At 45.2% G+C, this 16,517-nt stretch carries 15 protein-coding genes; 8 read left to right on the top strand and 7 right to left on the bottom strand.

Going from position 1 to position 16,517, the window contains the following annotated elements; all coding sequences use genetic code 11:
• Nucleotides 1-501 precede the first annotated feature (501 nt).
• From QT973_RS11500 to QT973_RS11515, 4 genes are all read left to right on the top strand, one after another.
• The gene (locus tag QT973_RS11500; protein ID WP_333053631.1) at nucleotides 502-1,761 is read left to right on the top strand and encodes an ABC transporter substrate-binding protein; all 1,260 of its coding nucleotides are present in this window, start codon (nucleotides 502-504) and stop codon (nucleotides 1,759-1,761) included.
• 162 nt (nucleotides 1,762-1,923) lie between these two features.
• Nucleotides 1,924-2,874 (top strand): branched-chain amino acid ABC transporter permease, encoded by a 951-nt coding sequence (locus QT973_RS11505; RefSeq protein WP_333053637.1) that lies wholly within the window; start codon nucleotides 1,924-1,926, stop codon nucleotides 2,872-2,874.
• 223 nt (nucleotides 2,875-3,097) lie between these two features.
• A complete protein-coding gene (locus QT973_RS11510; protein ID WP_333053630.1) occupies nucleotides 3,098-4,033 on the top strand; it encodes a branched-chain amino acid ABC transporter permease in 936 nt (311 codons plus the stop codon).
• 10 nt (nucleotides 4,034-4,043) lie between these two features.
• On the top strand, nucleotides 4,044-4,172 hold the full coding sequence (locus QT973_RS11515; RefSeq protein ID WP_333053629.1) for a hypothetical protein: 129 nt from the start codon (nucleotides 4,044-4,046) through the stop codon (nucleotides 4,170-4,172).
• Nucleotide 4,173: 1 nt separating this feature from the next.
• Here the strand turns inward: QT973_RS11515 and QT973_RS11520 are convergent, their stop codons facing one another.
• Complete coding sequence (locus QT973_RS11520) at nucleotides 4,174-4,524, bottom strand: hypothetical protein (protein ID WP_333053628.1); 351 nt, start codon at nucleotides 4,522-4,524, stop codon at nucleotides 4,174-4,176.
• A gap of 191 nt (nucleotides 4,525-4,715) precedes the next feature.
• Between QT973_RS11520 and QT973_RS11525 the strand changes: the two genes are divergently transcribed.
• Nucleotides 4,716-5,225, top strand: a complete 510-nt coding sequence (locus QT973_RS11525; protein ID WP_333053627.1) for a hypothetical protein — start codon at nucleotides 4,716-4,718, stop codon at nucleotides 5,223-5,225.
• A gap of 54 nt (nucleotides 5,226-5,279) precedes the next feature.
• Nucleotides 5,280-5,921: a Uma2 family endonuclease gene (locus tag QT973_RS11530; protein WP_333053626.1), complete on the top strand. Its 642-nt coding sequence runs from the start codon at nucleotides 5,280-5,282 to the stop codon at nucleotides 5,919-5,921.
• A gap of 131 nt (nucleotides 5,922-6,052) precedes the next feature.
• On the opposite strand, the gene QT973_RS11535 is transcribed toward QT973_RS11530, so the two are convergent.
• The 5 genes from QT973_RS11535 to rppA form a co-directional block, all read right to left on the bottom strand.
• On the bottom strand, nucleotides 6,053-7,924 hold the full coding sequence (locus tag QT973_RS11535; RefSeq protein WP_333053625.1) for a serine/threonine-protein kinase: 1,872 nt from the start codon (nucleotides 7,922-7,924) through the stop codon (nucleotides 6,053-6,055).
• A gap of 225 nt (nucleotides 7,925-8,149) precedes the next feature.
• Nucleotides 8,150-9,109 carry an aldo/keto reductase gene (locus QT973_RS11540; protein ID WP_333260634.1) on the bottom strand — a complete coding sequence of 320 codons (960 nt, stop codon included), beginning with the start codon at nucleotides 9,107-9,109 and terminating at the stop codon, nucleotides 8,150-8,152.
• Nucleotides 9,110-9,492: 383 nt separating this feature from the next.
• Nucleotides 9,493-10,044, bottom strand: a complete 552-nt coding sequence (locus QT973_RS11545; protein ID WP_333338360.1) for a DUF3124 domain-containing protein — start codon at nucleotides 10,042-10,044, stop codon at nucleotides 9,493-9,495.
• 78 nt (nucleotides 10,045-10,122) lie between these two features.
• Complete coding sequence (locus QT973_RS11550; RefSeq protein WP_333391352.1) at nucleotides 10,123-11,403, bottom strand: HAMP domain-containing sensor histidine kinase; 1,281 nt, start codon at nucleotides 11,401-11,403, stop codon at nucleotides 10,123-10,125.
• Nucleotides 11,404-11,421: 18 nt separating this feature from the next.
• Nucleotides 11,422-12,099 carry a two-component system response regulator RppA gene (rppA, locus tag QT973_RS11555; RefSeq protein ID WP_333391354.1) on the bottom strand — a complete coding sequence of 226 codons (678 nt, stop codon included), beginning with the start codon at nucleotides 12,097-12,099 and terminating at the stop codon, nucleotides 11,422-11,424.
• Between the two features lie 172 nt (nucleotides 12,100-12,271).
• On the opposite strand from rppA, the gene QT973_RS11560 reads away from it, so the two are divergent.
• The gene (locus QT973_RS11560) at nucleotides 12,272-12,658 is read left to right on the top strand and encodes a hypothetical protein (RefSeq protein WP_333053620.1); all 387 of its coding nucleotides are present in this window, start codon (nucleotides 12,272-12,274) and stop codon (nucleotides 12,656-12,658) included.
• Between the two features lie 260 nt (nucleotides 12,659-12,918).
• Here the strand turns inward: QT973_RS11560 and QT973_RS11565 are convergent, their stop codons facing one another.
• Nucleotides 12,919-13,323: a BON domain-containing protein gene (locus QT973_RS11565; protein ID WP_333053619.1), complete on the bottom strand. Its 405-nt coding sequence runs from the start codon at nucleotides 13,321-13,323 to the stop codon at nucleotides 12,919-12,921.
• A gap of 435 nt (nucleotides 13,324-13,758) precedes the next feature.
• Here QT973_RS11565 and QT973_RS11570 point away from each other — a divergent pair, with 435 nt between their 5' ends.
• Nucleotides 13,759-16,473 carry a cation-transporting P-type ATPase gene (locus QT973_RS11570; RefSeq protein WP_333053618.1) on the top strand — a complete coding sequence of 905 codons (2,715 nt, stop codon included), beginning with the start codon at nucleotides 13,759-13,761 and terminating at the stop codon, nucleotides 16,471-16,473.
• The last annotated feature ends 44 nt before the right edge of the window (nucleotides 16,474-16,517 follow it).

Consider the following 16,517-nt stretch of genomic DNA (forward strand, 5'->3'; position numbering starts at 1 on the left):
ATCAAACTCTCCGTGTTGGATTGTTTTTTTTGGCTTAGGTCAAGTTCTTTCTACTCAGCACAAAGGCTGGCTTTTTTCCCTTGACTTTTTTCTCGTTGTTTGCGATATTGAGTATCAGCGATGCCTTTACTCTCAATCTTAATTTTTTGACGAGGTTAATATTGCTTTAAGCTTTCAAACTATTCTTTTTTCTAGGTTCAGTTTTTTACCTTTAGTTCGCGGTTGTTTGAACCGCTTCCCTTCTGGCGCTTTATTAATGTATCAACTCTCCCCAGAGTTGTCAAGCGTTTTGTGAAAATATTTTTGACTTTTTTTGGAAACTATACACACCAAGGGTTTGAGCTACTGATTTCCGATCCTGCCTCCGCTGGCTGACTCCTTTTTCCGGGAAGGGGTCTTTTTTTTGGGCAAGATTGGACTTTTGAGGGGAGTATCTACCGCGCATGGGTAGAATATCTCTACGTGTAGCTGTTTTATATATAGATGTTCGATCGCCCGCTTATGAAAAAACCTACAGCCCGCCCTAGTGGCTTATTCATTACCTGCGCTTCACTGCTGCTGGCTTCTTGCAGTCAGACGAACACTCCCCAAACCTCTACTACAGTATCTCCGGCGACTTCGCCATCTCCCGGTGCTTCCCCAGAGGGTTCGCCTGGGGGGAGTTCCAACACTATATCTATAGGTATTGGGGTGGCGCAAACTAGCAATGTGGCTTTACTGGGTCAGGAACAGGTGGCTGGCGCGAAAATTGCTGAGAAGTATTTCAACGATAAGGGCGGTGTGGATGGGACGCCGATTAGACTGGTGTTCCAAGATACCGGTGGAGACGAACAAGGGACGATCAATGCTTTCAATACTCTGATCAATCAGGATCAGGTGGTTGGTATTGTGGGCCCAACTCTGTCACAGCAAGCTTTTAGTGCCGCTCCGATCGCCGATCGAGCAAAAGTTCCCGTACTCGGCCCCTCCAACACGGCTAAAGGCATTCCCCAGATTGGCGATTATGTGGCCCGAGTCTCTGCGCCTGTGGCCGTGGTAGCACCAAATGCAGTTAAAGCCGCCCTCAAGCAAAATCCCAATATTAAGAAAGTAGCCGTGTTTTTTGCTCAGAATGATGCTTTTAGCAAATCTGAGACTGAAACTTTTCAGACAACGGTTAAAGATATGGGACTGGAATTGGCAACAGTCCAAAAATTCTTGACTACTGATACAGATTTCCAATCTCAAGCCACTAATGGGATAAATGTCAAGCCGGATTTAATCATTATTTCTGGGTTGGCCGCGGATGGAGGCAATTTAATTAAGCAATTGCGGGAGTTGGGTTACAAAGGCGTTATCATTGGGGGCAACGGTCTGAATACTTCTAATGTATTTCCTGTTTGCAAGGCTCTTTGCGATGGGGTTTTGATTGCCCAAGCCTACAGCCCGGAATATCAGAATGAGATTAATAAGGCTTTTCGTGATGCTTATCGCGCCCAATTCAAGAAAGAACCGCCTCAGTTTAGCGCTCAAGCTTTTACTGGTGTACAAGTTTTTGTTGAGTCATTAAAGGCAATTAATGCTAAGTCTAAGGTTAGCGAAAAGCCATTGGCAGAGTTGCGTACAAATTTGAATCAGCAGTTGTTGGGTGGCCAGTACGATACGCCTTTGGGGGAAATTTCTTTTACGCCTGAAGGTGAGATTAATCAGAAAGAGTTTTATGTGGCACAGATAAAAATGGATGCTGATGGAAATAATGGTAAGTTTGAATTTTTGAAATGAAGGCACTACACGGATTCTAACACGGATACACGGATGAGTTATTGAGTGTGAGTCTGAGGTCAACCCCGCTGCCCCTTTGGGGGGAAGTCAGAAATCAGAGTAAAAATTGTATGCTGTTTGTTTTTGAATGATTTAATGTTGATGCCGAATCTCTAACTGGTGATGGACTTAACTCTGTTTTTGCAACAATTTTTGAATGGTTTGTCGATCGGCAGCGTGTATGCTATTTTTGCCTTGGGATACACGCTGGTGTTTTCTATTCTGGGAATTATTAATTTTGCTCACGGTGCAGTATTTACTTTGGGTGCTTATTTCACCTATGCGCTGATGGGAGGTACTTTCGGTTTTAATGGGTTGTGGGCTAATGCTCGAATTCCCCTGCAGTTGCCTTTTGCTGTGGCGTTAATTTTGGGAAGTGTCATGGCTGGTTTGGTAGGAGTAATTGTTGAACGAATTGCTTTTTTACCTTTGCGCCGCCGACTCTCTGATCCTCTGCTGACGGTGGTTTCTAGTTTGGGTGTGGCAGTTGCGATCGCCAATCTTATCCAATATCTTGTAGGGGCGGAAATTTACACTTTTCCTGCTAACACTTACGGCTATTTGCCCGCTGCCATTAACTTTGGGACGGCGGATAAACCAATTCCGATTCGGACTGTTCAAATAGTAATTTTTGCGGTATCAGTTGCGATTGTGGCTGTCTTAACTTACTTAATAAATTTTACTAAATTTGGCAAAGCAATGCAGGCTGTGGCTGAAGATGCTACTACTTCTAGTCTGTTGGGTATTGATACTGATAGATACATTGTTTTGACGTTTTTTGTGAGCAGTTTTCTGGCTGGTTTGGCGGGAAGTTTGGTGGGTTCGAGTGTGAGTATTGCTGGGCCGTATTTTGGTATTGCTTTTGGTTTGAAGGGTTTGGCGGTGATTGTGCTGGGTGGGTTGGGGAGTATTCCTGGGGCAGTTTTGGGTGGGTTTATCATTGGTTTGGTGGAGGCTTTTGTGCCGGGAGATTTTTCGGCTTATAAGGATGCTGTTGCTTTTGCCATATTGTTTATTATGCTATTGGTTAGACCGCAGGGTTTGTTTGGTCGGCGTTTGATTCAAAAGGTGTAAAAGAGATAATTAGGTGATTAAAATTGGGGCGATGGTTCGACGCTTCGCACGCACCAACGGCCACGGGGGATTGCCCCCTAAAGAAACTAATTATATCGGAATGATTTAACCGCAGAGGACGCAGAGAACGCAGAGAAAGAGAAGAGAGAAATGAATTATTATGAGGGGACTGGATTTGAGATGAAGTTGGTATTTAAGTATTTTTATTATTTAAAATAAAATCATGGCTGCATTTTTTACTACTTACGGGTTTTTGATTGTCTCGATGTTGTTGGGTGCAATGTTGGGAATGTCGCTATATTTGCCTTTAATGACTGGACAGTTGTCTTTGGCTAGCCCTGGTTTTTATGCGTTGGGTGGGTATATTGCGGCGATTTTGTCTACGACGGTGTTTAAGCCGACAGGGGGTTTGTTTCCTCTACCATTGCTGTTGGTGGAGATGATAATTGCAGGGGTTGTTTCGGGGTTGCTGGGGATTTTGGTGGGAATTCCGGCGCTGCGGTTGAGTGGGATTTATTTGGCGATCGCAACTATTGCTTTTGTGGAAATTTTGCGGGTTTTATCGCTGAATCTGGATATCACTGGCGGGGCTGTGGGCATTTTTGGGATTCCGCAACCGTTTGGGACGCCGATCGAGTATTTGTGGATTGTACTACCTTTGCTGTTGGTAAGTATGGCGATTGTCTATCGGCTGGAACGGATTCGGGTGGGGCGGGCTTTTGCGGCGATTCGGGCTGATGAGTTGGCGGCTGATGCGATCGGCATTAACCCAACTTTTTATAAGGTTTTGGCTTTCACGTTAGGTGCTGTTTTAGCTGGGGTTGTGGGTGCAGTTAGTGCCCATTTTTTGAATACTTGGAACGCGCGTCAAGGGACTTTTGATGCTAGTATTATTTACTTGACTTCTGTGTTGATTGGTGGTAGCAGAACGTTTCTGGGAGCAGTTTTGGGTGGGATGGTGTTTACTGCTTTACCGGAGGTTTTGAGGGGGATGGCGACTATTCAGGGATTGCCGATTTGGTTGGCGCAATTTCTGCGGGATGGGCGGTTAATTATTTTTGGATTGCTGATTGTTTTGGGGACGATATTTTTTCCGCAAGGGTTGGTGACGCCGGAGTTGTTGAAGAGGTGGAGGAAGGGCGATCGTACTTCTGTTTAAAATTAGATTTTTGGTAAAGAAAGGTGCGATCGCATCCCCACTCCTTATCGATCGCCTATCCATAAGAAAAGTAAGGGGCGATCGCCTATCAGTAAAAAAAGCAAGTGCGATCGCCAGAAAACTGAAAATCAGCCAATGAATTAATCACGATCGGGAAATACATCTTCTCCAAATTCGGAGAGCAACCATTCCATATGAGCTACTCCTTCTCGTTCCACATAAATCCTATCAATTTCATTTTCTTCTTGTGCCTTATAAATCATAATAGTTTCATCTTCGACCCGACTAAGTTCAGCCAAGTCTGCTAGATGTTGGGCAGCCTCTTGTTTGTTGAGGAATGTTTGACTCTCGTAGTTATTACTATTAGGTTTAGCTACTAGCCACGAACTGCCTTGTCGAATAATAATGCCTACTTCACTTCCATTAACCAAGACCTCGTACTGCCCACTTTCCGTACCAGTCCCAGTTATGTCTCTGTACACGAAGCTCATGATATGTCTCCAATCTTCTAACGAAGCTGCTTTTTTGCTCTTCCGTATCTTAAACCGATCGCTCAAAACTGCAAAGCGAAAAAAGACGGAAAAAGACGGGTCTTTCTAAAATCGCTATGCAAGGCGGATAAAGACGGATAAAGACGGATAAAGTCGGGTATACTAACTATAGTTCTCCGACCCCCCTACTGATGGACACTGCCCATATCTTGCAATTTGTAGATAAAGTGCTCAGTGCGAAGACAGGCAAACATCTAAATGACTTGCAGCGTAAAATTATCAAGGGAATACTCAATCGACAAAAGTATTCTGATATTGCAGATACTTACGGGTGTACGGCGGGTCATGCTAAGGATGTAGGTTACGAGCTTTTGCAAATGCTATCTAATGCTTTTGATGAACCAGTTGATAAAGGGAATCTGGAATCTGTTCTAGAACGGAAATTAAATCTGAATATAAATTTTGGCGATCGCAACACTACTAATTTTGGTGATAGCAATACAATTAATTATATCAATGGCTGCTCAGAACTACCCACTCCTACCCCAGATAAAAGTCAGCCTCCGACTCCCGACTACCAGGATGGCACGAATCAAGTTAAAATTGAAATGGTTGGTAAATTACGACAGTTGGGATTGAAGGATGAGCAAATTGCAGAGGTGCTAGGGTTGGCCTGGGAGGTGGTGAAGCAGATAGATTGATAATAGCTTTTAGTTGTTTAAAACACACATCCTCAGTCAGGAGGTATAAGTTTTATGTTTGCAGTTGTCACGCCAGAAAAAATTCATTTGCCCCCAGGAACACTTATAAAATTTCCCGCAAACTGGCAGGATTACCAATCACTTGTAGCACAATTGGGCGATCGTTCAATTCCGCGCATCAAATATCGACCAGGAGAGATTTTATTAATGTCCCCTTTACCAGTACACGGAAAACAATCTCATATTATTGCAATGGTGGCAATGGTTTTCCTAGATTACTTGGGGCGAGATTATGAAGCTTTTACACCAATTACGATGGATTTGCCGGAGGTAAGAGGAATTGAACCAGATTATTGTTTTTATATCGATAGTTGTGCGACAATTATTGGTAAAGATCGGATTGCTTGGGGTGTTGAACCGCCGCCGGATCTAGTAATCGAAGTAGACGTAACTAGCTACACGGATTTAGATGATTACTTGCCTTATCAAGTGCCTGAAGTGTGGCTGTTTAAGAAAAATAAGCTCAGAATTTACGACTTGCAAAACGATCGATATGTCGAAAATTCAGTTAGCCGTTATTTTCCCAATTTTAATGTATCAGAAATTGTCGAGGAATGCTGGCAAATGTCGCGCGATCGCCCTACAAGTACAGTCATTCGGGAGTTGCGGCAAAAAATTGAAAGGGAGAACGGTTGAATCATATCGTGTCCGGTGAATTGACCATAATTCCTGTAGGGGCAGGTTCACCAACAATAATCGCCTAAAACCCACAATTATCATAAACCTGCCCCCGCCCACCGACTACAAACAATTTTGATTGCGGGTAATTAAACAAACATGGTATTCTGCCAAATCTTAATACTTTTGTCACTACTGCCGCTAGCCATAAACTCTCCTTCTGGGCTAAAATTAACCGAATAGACAGAGTTATTGTGACCCGCAATATTACAAATTTCTTGACCGTCTTTCACTCGCCAAATTTTAATAGTTTGATTGCTGCTGCTAGCCAGAATCTCGCCATCGGGACTAAAAGCAATAGAATCAACATACCAAGAATGTCCTGTGATAGTTAAAACTTCTTGCCAATCTTTGACCCACCAAATTTTAATAGTATTGTCATGGCTACCGCTAGCCAAAAACTCTCCATTTGGACTAAAAGCTATGCAGCGAACGGAGTCTGTATGACCTGTAAGTGTGCGAATTAGCTTCCCATCTTTAACTCGCCAAATTTTGACGGTTCTGTCCCAACTGCAACTAGCAATAGTTTCGCCATCCGGGCTAAAAGCAACCAAATAAACTAAGTTGGTGTGACCCGCAAGGGTGCGAATTTCTTGCCCGTCTTTGACGCGCCAAATCTTGATTGTTTTGTCCCAACTGCTGCTAGCAATAATTTCGCCATCGGGACTGAAAGCTGCGCTGTAAACTGAGTTAGTGTGACCCACAAACGTGCGAATTTCTTGCCCATCTTTCATCCGCCAAAGTTTGACAGTTTTGTCGTGGCTGCTGCTGGCTAGCATCTTTCCGTCAGGGCTGAAAGCTACTGTATAAACTGAGTTAGCGTGTCCTGTGAGGGTGACAATTTCTTGCCCGTCTTCAACTCCCCACAGCTTGATTGTTTTGTCATCGCTGCCGCTGGCTACAACTTCTCCGTTGGGGCTGAAAGCCACAGAGTAAATTAAGTTTTTGTGGCCTGTTAGGGTGTGAATACATTGCCAGCTATAGGTTTGCTGTTGGGGCTGGGCGGGAGTTTTTCCTGGTTTAACTAACTTGGAACTTGTTTTAGGAATTGCTAGATCGATCGCAACTTGGGGATTAATTTCTTTTAATACTTCAACAGCCGTTTGATAGCGGCGGTTGGTAGCATTGGCAATCATTTTGTCTAAAATTTTTCCGAGTTGTTCACTCACGGGGTTGTTAGCCAAATACTGTCGCCATATCCAGGAATCTTCACCAGGATCAAACAGGTCAAAAGGGGAAACTTGAGTTAGCAAGTACAAACAAGTTACGCCTAAACTGTACAAATCGCTGGTAAAAAATGCTTTGCCTCTAGCTTGTTCGGGGGCGATGTATTCGGGGCTGCCGATGCTGGTTCCTGTTTTGAGTAATGCTGTACCTGTAGCAATTTTGGCAGCGCCAAAGTCTACTAAGACTAATTGTTTGTCGGCGCGGCGAATGATGTTTCCGGGTTTGATGTCTCGGTGAATAACGTTGTGGGAATGGATGAAGTGAAGGACGGGTAATAGGCTATTGAGTAAGTCTTGAATTTGATTTTCTGTAAATCTGCCTTCTGTTTCTACAATTTGTGCTAAATTTTGCCCGTCGATAAATTCTTGGACTACATATTGTCTGCTGTCTTGGATAGAATAGGCTAATAGTTCGGGAATTTGAGGGTGTTTTCCCAACTCGTCTAATCGCATTGCTTCTTGTTCAAAAAGTTCGGCGGCTTTTTTGCTGTTGCGATTGCTTGCTGATGGGATGAGTGGGGTTTCTGCAGGTAAAAATTGTTTGATGACGCAGCGAGGTTTTGAGGGTTTGTCTTCGTCAACGGCGAGGAATGTTCTACCAAAACCGCCTTGTCCGATCGCCTTTATCGCCCGGTAGCGATCGCGCAGCAGCAGTTTTGAACGGCAATGTTTGCATAATTTGACTGCGGGGGGATTTTGCGGCTTGGAACAGTTGGGGTTTAGGCAGTAACTCATTCGATTTTAGATTGCGGATTTTTGATTTTTGATTTTAACTTTTTGAATATTTCCACAGCGCAGTAGATATTATACCTCATTAGCTTTTTAGGAACGGGCTAGAAGCCCATTCCACAAGAAATTCACTCTTTGTGGAATGGGCTTCTAGCCCGTTAAGCGAGAATGGTGATCTGGGCGTGAGTTCCGGGGTACCTTACTATATATGCCAGTTGCGTCAGTTCTGTTTTAGAAATTCCACATGACGGGGTTGTCGTCTAAACGATCGGTGACTGTTCGCCCGATCGCGTCAATTTCTTTTAATTCCTCTTCACTCAATTTTACCTCAGCAGCTTTAGCATTTTCGGCTGCTTGTTCCCCGTCGCGCGCGCCGACAATTGCATTTGTTTGTGGCTGGGAAATCAACCAAGCTAAAGCTAAGTTGCCCAAGCTTGTCTGGTGGCGATCGGCAATTGGCCTGAGTTGATTTAATGCTGTTTGCACTCGGTCGTAATTTTCTTTGATGAACAGCTTATTTTTGGCGCGGTGGTCGCCTTCTTCAAACTTGTGTTCTGGCCCGAATTTACCTGTCAATATTCCTTGAGCTAGAGATGAATAAGCAATAATTGAGATATGATTGTCAACACAATAGGACATAACATCTTTTTCTACCCAGCGCCAAAACAGAGAATAGGGCGGTTGCAGGCTGTCGATGCGTCCGTATTGGGCGGCTTCTTCTATTTGGGCGCGGGAGAAGTTGGAAACGCCGATCGCCCGAATTTTTCCCTGTTCTTTTAACTTATTCAGGGCGTCCATTGTTTCTGCAATTGGCACTAACTCGGAATTCCAACTGCCAGCGGGCCAGTGGATTTGGTAAAGGTCGATATAATCGGTGTTGAGGTTTTTTAGGGATCGATCGCACGCTTCGATTAACAAATCGGGTTTCAGGTGGTTGGCGAAAACTTTGCTAGCATAAACTACTTGCGATCGCACATCTGAAAGTGCTTGACCGATAATTTGTTCCGAATGCCCTTCTCCGTAAACCTCAGCCGTATCAAAGGTGGTAATACCTGCCTCAAAAGCCGCGCGCATTGCTTTGACAGTTTCAGCATCCTCAATTCCCACCCACATCCGCTTCCCAGCTTGCCAAGTCCCCATAATTATCGGGGTAATCTGAATTTGTGATGTCCCCAATTGTCGCTTTTGCATACCCTAAGTCCTCATTTATATTTTTAGTATTCACCCTCAAGCTCTCTAATCTTAACAGAAAACAGTTGGGTAGTCTCCACATTAATGCTATCGTTTTATTTTGCAATAAATAGCGATATACAAAGTTAAAAATTAAAAATGGGATAATCTCGCTTGTGCAGCTAAGGATCGCGAATTAAATAACTTACAATTTTAATTATTATTGTGGAAGTTATTTAATTCTCATTCCTAAGCTAGAAATTGGAATTAGGAGTCAGGATCCAGTAGGAAACAAGTCAGAATGAAGAAGGAAGAAACCAGAATAAGTGTTTTTACAAATATGAGATGCTCCCATTATAAGAGTCTAAACCTACCTTATAAAGCAATAATTTAATCCTCTAAAATCACTTCTGCATCTTGTGTTGCTTGAGAACTTTAGCGGGACTGATAAATGAAATACCCTGAGAAGATGAGGTACTAATCATGACAGCTTCAATGACAGGATCGTAAACCGTTTTTTCTGCAACCCACTCCACAATAAAGTTTGCACCTGAGCCTCCACTTGTATCATCTGCTGCAATAAAAAAGTCTGTGGAAGCAAGGGGCTTGAGTTCTACTGGACTCTTAATGTCGTGCCTAATCAATTTCCCATCGCTATCGTAGTAACGCACCGAAGTAATAATAATCGAATTTGTCAGATCCGTATTGCGGATACTGAGGGTGGCTGACAAATTCATGACTTGATCCTTGCTATTGTAGTGATAAATATGTGAGTAAATAGGGACATATACGGTTTGTCCCATCACAACTTTTGTTTTATCTAACGGGACTGCTTTCAGTGAAATTTCACGTTTTATATCGGGTTGTTGTCTTGGTGAGGTAGTTTGGTCCCAGCAAGAGCTCAGGACGATCGCCCCTAGCGCCCAACCAACCCAGAAATCATGTTTAAACTTCATCGGCATTCATCCAAATACACCACATACATTGCAGTTACGTCTAAAGCAGAGTGCACCTTCTCTCTCGTTTGAGGCGGCTTAGTGATAAGGTTTGAGCGGCAGTTCAACCTGGAAAGTTGAGCCTTTGCCCACTTCACTCGTCACCTGTATTTGTCCGCTGTGTGCCTTGACAATTTGTTCGACGATCGCCAACCCCAGCCCAAAGCCTCCACTATCCTGCGAGCGATCGGTGTCTACTCGATAGAAGCGATCGAAAATATAGGGTAAGTCCACTTCTGGAATACCGATTCCCGTATCGATGATCTGAATGACTGCCAAATGGGAATGAAGAACTAAGCGTATCTTTACAGTTCCGCCAACAGGAGTATATTTACAGGCATTGTAAAGCAAGTTTTCGACTACTTGCCGCAGCAAATCAGGATCGGCCAATAATTCAATCCGTTGTGCCGGTGATTCGCAGGTTAGTTTGATATTTTGGACTTCTGCAAGTGCGAGAAACTGGGTTGCTAAATTGCTCAGCAACTCGTTGAGATTGATTAACTTGAGCGATTCCGGCGCAAGTCGCCCCTGATGACGAGCCAACAGCAGTAAATTATTCACCAAGGCTCCCATGGATTTTGCGCTATCTACAATGTTTTCTAAGGGAGGATGGTAACGTGTATCATCAGCCGCGATCAGCAACCCAAGCTGGGCATTAGTGAGAATGGCAGACAGGGGCGATCGCAACTCGTGAGAGGCATCGGCTGTAAAGCGCTGAAGCTGCTGATAGGCTTGCCGAATCGGTTGCATGGCCAGCCCACTGAGAAACCAACCTGTGAGGGCAATTAAGCCCAGTGTCAGCGGGACAGCGAGAGTTAGCACAATCTGAAGCTCAGTGAGCCTGTTTTGAGTTTCTGTCAGGGGAGTTGCAACCTGAAGATAACCGAGTACCCCTGTTCTACCTTCAACGGGTAATGTCACCTGACGCAGCCAGATTCCTTTTCCCAAAAGTGGATCGGTCGATCGAACTGTGAGATAACCAAAAGGCGTATTTAACTGCTGGGGAGGAGAATTCCCAAAAAAACGAACTAACCGCCCTTGTGCGTTATACCAGCGCACGTAAATCAGATCTTCAGCAAGGGGATGGGAACCACTGCCTAACAAGGAAACATGATTCAGATCGACCTGGTTCTGGTTTTGGCGAACTTCATAATGTACGCTGGCAGCCATGACTCTAGTTTTGTCATACAGCAGTCGATCGAGCGCCTCTAGTTTATCTTTTACCTCAATCTGATAAATCGCCCCAGCAAACAGCACGAGAATGCTTCCCATTGAGAGGGTGAACCAACGAGCCAAATTGCGACGACTTTCATTGAACACGGCTTGCCTTTACGATCTTTACTTGAGAGGGGAAGCGAGGCGATAACCCATACCGTAAATGCTCTCAATCCAGTCTGCCGATCCTACAGCCTGCAAGCGTTGGCGGAGTTTGCGAATTAGAACAGTGATCGCATTGCTCTCTGGTTCAGTCCCCCATTCCCACACACCTTGTTCAATCTGATTCCGAGTCAAAACTTGCCGGGGATGACGCATAAAATACTCCAACAACTGAAACTCGCGACTGGAGAGGGAAACGGTTGCACCTTGTCGCTCAACAGTAAGAGTATCGAGGTGGAGGTGTAGATCCTCAAGGCTGAGCGTATCTCCTTGCCAAAGGGGCGATCGCCGTCTTAAGGCCCGCACTCGTGCCATGAATTCAACCAAGTCGATCGGTTTCACCAGGTAATCATCTGCACCTGCGTCTAACCCGGTCACTTTTTCCGGCGTGGTGTCTCTTGCGGTGATCATCAAAATCGGCGCTGTTTTCCCTGCCGATCGATATTGACGACAGAGATTTACCCCACTGATATGTGGCAACATCCAGTCCAAAATCAACAAATCATATTCTTTTTCTGATAACAGCCACTGTGCCGTCTGTCCATCTTTTACCCCATCCACGCTATGTCCTGCTTGAGACAGCACTGTTTGAAGCGGCATCAGTTGCTTTGGGTCGTCCTCCACAAGTAAGATTCTCATATTTTTCTTTAATTGGGCCTATCGAACTGAAACATTTGACGCATCGTCCTTGAGTAGGATTTCAGGAGACCGCTAACTCCACTAAAGTGCAAATATAGCAATCCTAAATCATTGGTGAATTTCTTACTCCCTCCCCTTGATAAGGGGAGGGTTGGGGTGGGGTAAAAAATTTATGTGGCAGGTTACTAAACGTTGGCTAAAAGCATCAGGCGCAGAGTTTTGGTTGCCATTGCCGTTTGTGGCGATCGCGTTTTGGGTTTGCTCTAGTTTCCTAATGGCTCAAGAATTACAACAACCCCAGATAGTAAAGAATAAACTTCAGGCAGATACCCAGCTTAAAGCAACGGTGTCTGTCAATATATTGCTGATCAACGCGGTGATTAACCGAAAACAAGGAACCACCCAGGTTGCGGTAGAAACAGCAGAACCCATTTTGAAGCGATTGGAATTAGAATTGCCAATGACTGACGCAACCCAGATAGAGGCAGCGATCGCGCAAGAACTCCAGTTATCACGTCAAAATGTTCGCCAGTTAGTCCGTTACGAAATTGTTGAATAAGTTTAGTGTTTCAATATTGCGATCGTATCCAGTAGACCTCTTGCAAAAATCCTTTTCATCAATTGATGGGACGGGCTATCCGGCCCATCCCACAAGAGTTATTTTTTTTTGTGGGACGGGCCGGATAGCCCGTCCTATTTATTTTTGCGATCGCATCCAGTCAAATAAGGTTGCCAAATCCATAGGTTTCCTGGCTGGGATCGAGCAATTCCTCAAGCACCAAGAAGCGTCCCATACTCTTGCCGCTTGAGGATTAATAACTACTGAGTAACGATTTCGTTAGTGATGGAAACATTCGCTGCAGTTTGCCGAGCAATTTGTTCTGCCAATGCTTTTTGTTCGGCCGTTTGAACGCGCCCTGTTAACACAATCGAATTATCCCGATCGTCTGCGTCCAAATCGAACGGCTTGAGGGTGGTATCGGAGTCCAAGGCATCTTCTACGCGATCGGCAATATCGTCAATGTCTTGATTTTGAGGCGTCTGTGCGGTCGTGGTTGCAGGCGCTGGAGTGGTTGGAACAGTCGTATTTCCAGTGGCAGTTGTGGGAGCAGAAGTAGATGGAACAGTTGTCTGTGGAGTATTGGGGGAGGTGCAAGCACCTAAACCCAAAATAGCAACAGTGCTGACGCTGATTCCTTGCACCAATAGCTTTAATAATTGCATATTCTTTGTTTGTTTGTTTTGTTTGTTGTGAAACGCAATTTTGCCGATAAACCTCAGCATGAAGTCTTTGAGGATTTGAACTCAATATAGCCTTTCGAGCTCTCCTATGAGGTACTCATGGGCATAGGCCTCCGTGGGCATAGGGCATACCTCACTTTTTTGAGAACTCGTATAAGTAAATGTACCATAGTTCATCCATCAAAAGTAATGCTTTTTACAACCCTTTTAATAAAAGGTAACAATAAATCAAATCGAGTGAACTAAGGTTGGCAAGTTTATAAGTTATCTTAATCGGTTCTCTGCCTAAGTATAGGGAGCAAATGTGATCCAAATGTGAGTAACAGAAATCAGTCGCTCACTTTTCCCTCACTTTCATCAATGACGCTAGAAACAAGACGAAATAACAGATAAGCAGTTGGCTTGACAAGAAACGTTATGACTGCAACCAATGTAGAAAAATTAGTAGAACACTCTTGGCATCACATTTCTGTCGAGAAAGTGGCTCGGATTTTAGAGACTGACCTGGAAATAGGTCTATCTTCCGACGTGTCAGCCGAACGGCGCGAAATCCTCGGCCCCAATCAACTAACGGCTCAGAAGCCGCAAAGTGCCTGGTTGCGATTTTTTCAGCAACTGAATCAGCCACTAATCTACATTTTGTTAGCTGCTGGGATAGTAACAGCATTTCTGAAAGAGTGGATTGATTCAGGGGTAATTTTGGGGGTTGCTCTGACGAACGCCACCATTGGTTTCGTTCAAGAGTCAAAGGCAGAGAATGCGATCGCCGCTTTAGCAAAATCTGTTGCAACTGAGGCAACCATTCTCCGCAACGGTCAAAAGCAAGTGGTTTCCTCCAGCGAACTGGTTCCTGGCGATCTCGTCTTGCTGTCTTCTGGGGATAAAGTGTCTGCGGATCTGCGGCTGATCGAAGTCCGTGACTTACAGGTGGATGAGTCAGGATTAACGGGAGAATCTGTCCCGGTTCAGAAGCAATCCCAGGCGCTAGAGGCAGACACTGCACTGGCCGATCGCACGAACATGGCGTATACAGGAAGCCTGGTAACGTTTGGACAAGGACGCGGACTCGTCGTCAGCATTGGTGACATGACCGAGACGGGACACATTTCCCAACTCATGCAGCAAAGTACCACACTGGAAACCCCACTGAGTCGCAAAATTGACAAATTTAGCAAAACCTTGCTCTATGTCATTTTAGCTTTGGCTGCCTTCACCTTTGCAGCAGGCATTGCCCAGAGATTTTCTTGGGTTGAGGTGTTCAAGGCATCTGTGGCGCTTGCCGTCAGCGCAATTCCTGAAGGCTTACCCGCGATTTTAACGGTGACACTGGCGATCGGGGTTTCCCGGATGGCAAAGCAGCACGCCATTATTCGCAAACTTCCGGCAATTGAGACGCTGGGGAGCACCACCGTGATTTGTTCTGACAAAACCGGAACCTTGACTGAGAATCAAATGACTGTTCAAGAGATCGATGCCGGTGGAAAGCGATATCGGGTTAGCGGTGGAGGATATGCACCAGACGGGGAAATTTCTGTAAATGGACATTCCGTTGACTTAACCAATGCACCTGCCTTATATGAATGCCTGCAAGCAGGACTTTTGTGCAACGATTCGCATCTAGAAGTGCAAGATGGAAACTGGACTGTAGTCGGTAGTCCAACGGAAGGGGCGCTGGTTGCGGTAGCCCAAAAAGCGGGGTTAATTACTGAGAAACTGGAGGAATCGCTATCCAGGCTCGATACACTGCCGTTTGAATCTCAGTTTCAATACATGGCAACCTTACATGACGATCGTCCAGAACGGTTGATTTATGTCAAGGGTTCGATCGAGGCAATTCTCAAGCGGTGTCACCAGATGCTCGATGAAGAGGGAGAGGCGAGATCCCTCAACGCCGCGCCGATCGAGGAAACTGTGGACAGAATGGCGAAAAAAGGGTTACGAGTTCTGGCACTTGCCAAGAAAGTTGTACCCGCTTCTCAATCTTCAATTGACCATTCTGATATTGAGCAAGGGTTAACTTTTCTGGGGTTGCAAGGCATGATCGACCCGCCTCGCCCCGAAGCCATTCAAGCGATTCAAGCCTGTCGATCTGCAGGAATTCAGGTCAAGATGATTACGGGCGATCATGCCAAAACAGCAGCAGCGATCGCGCACCAAATGGGACTAAATCAAACCCAAGAGGCTCCCGTTTTTACCGGTCAAGAACTCGCTCAAATGAATCAGCAGCAATTCGCCAATGCTGTTGAACAAAGCTGCGTGTTTGCTCGTGTCGCACCAGAGCAAAAGCTCCGCATTGTCGAAGCACTTCAGTCTAAGGGCGAGATTGTGGCGATGACTGGAGATGGAGTTAACGATGCTCCCGCCCTGAAGCAAGCTGACATTGGGATAGCGATGGGTATTACAGGCACCGAAGTTACAAAAGAAGCAGCGGATATGCTGTTGACAAACGACAACTTTGCTTCGATCGAGAAAGCAGTTGAGGAAGGGCGCACGGTTTATAAGAATCTGCTGCGGGCGATCGCCTTCATCCTGCCCGTGAATGGTGGAGAATCCATGACCATCTTGATTGCCGTACTTCTGGCAACCCCGCTACCCATTTTGCCAGTACAAATTCTCTGGCTGAATATGGTCAGTTCAGTGGCGTTGAGCTTACCGTTGGCATTTGAGCCGCCCTCTCCCGATGTCATGCAACATCCACCTCGACCGGCAAATGAACCGCTGCTGTCTCGCAGGCTGACGGCTCGCATTCTGACAGTTTCAGTATTTAACTGGATTGCGATCTTTGGGATGTTTGAATGGATCGTCCAAACCACAGGTAATGAAGCTCTAGCCCGGACGATGGCAATTCAAGCATTGGTGGCGGCCGAAGCTTTTTACCTGTTAAGCATCAGTCGCTTCGTTCCGGCGATCGTCGCCAAACTACGCGGTAAAGATGAATCAGTTGGGTATGCTGTGGCGATCGGCATTGGGGCTATTTTCATTCTCCAATTCCTGTTTAGCCAATGGGGCATTATGAATCAGTTATTCAACACTGAAGCTTTGAACCCAATCCAAGGCTTAATTTGTATCGGATTCGGACTGCCAATGATTCCTTTGTCAGCTTTGCTAAAGCGTTTTGCACCTCTGAATTAATACTAAATCCTGGTTTGTCATTCTGTAGATCGATCGGCGGTTAA

Source organism: Microcoleus sp. Z1_A1, from assembly GCF_036700305.1.
In the GTDB taxonomy this organism is placed as follows: domain Bacteria; phylum Cyanobacteriota; class Cyanobacteriia; order Cyanobacteriales; family Microcoleaceae; genus Microcoleus.

What these genes read in the sequence shown, in the direction of transcription:
- QT973_RS11545 (WP_333338360.1), bottom strand. Translation starts at nt 10,044, where the DNA reads ATGAAGTTTAAACATGATTTCTGGGTTGGTTGGGCGCTAGGGGCGATC.
- QT973_RS11520 (WP_333053628.1), bottom strand. Translation starts at nt 4,524, where the DNA reads ATGAGCTTCGTGTACAGAGACATAACTGGGACTGGTACGGAAAGTGGG.
- QT973_RS11505 (WP_333053637.1), top strand. Translation starts at nt 1,924, where the DNA reads ATGGACTTAACTCTGTTTTTGCAACAATTTTTGAATGGTTTGTCGATC.
- QT973_RS11560 (WP_333053620.1), top strand. Translation starts at nt 12,272, where the DNA reads ATGTGGCAGGTTACTAAACGTTGGCTAAAAGCATCAGGCGCAGAGTTT.
- QT973_RS11510 (WP_333053630.1), top strand. Translation starts at nt 3,098, where the DNA reads ATGGCTGCATTTTTTACTACTTACGGGTTTTTGATTGTCTCGATGTTG.
- QT973_RS11525 (WP_333053627.1), top strand. Translation starts at nt 4,716, where the DNA reads ATGGACACTGCCCATATCTTGCAATTTGTAGATAAAGTGCTCAGTGCG.
- QT973_RS11535 (WP_333053625.1), bottom strand. Translation starts at nt 7,924, where the DNA reads ATGAGTTACTGCCTAAACCCCAACTGTTCCAAGCCGCAAAATCCCCCC.
- QT973_RS11565 (WP_333053619.1), bottom strand. Translation starts at nt 13,323, where the DNA reads ATGCAATTATTAAAGCTATTGGTGCAAGGAATCAGCGTCAGCACTGTT.
- rppA (WP_333391354.1), bottom strand. Translation starts at nt 12,099, where the DNA reads ATGAGAATCTTACTTGTGGAGGACGACCCAAAGCAACTGATGCCGCTT.
- QT973_RS11540 (WP_333260634.1), bottom strand. Translation starts at nt 9,109, where the DNA reads ATGCAAAAGCGACAATTGGGGACATCACAAATTCAGATTACCCCGATA.
- QT973_RS11570 (WP_333053618.1), top strand. Translation starts at nt 13,759, where the DNA reads ATGACTGCAACCAATGTAGAAAAATTAGTAGAACACTCTTGGCATCAC.
- QT973_RS11500 (WP_333053631.1), top strand. Translation starts at nt 502, where the DNA reads ATGAAAAAACCTACAGCCCGCCCTAGTGGCTTATTCATTACCTGCGCT.
- QT973_RS11530 (WP_333053626.1), top strand. Translation starts at nt 5,280, where the DNA reads ATGTTTGCAGTTGTCACGCCAGAAAAAATTCATTTGCCCCCAGGAACA.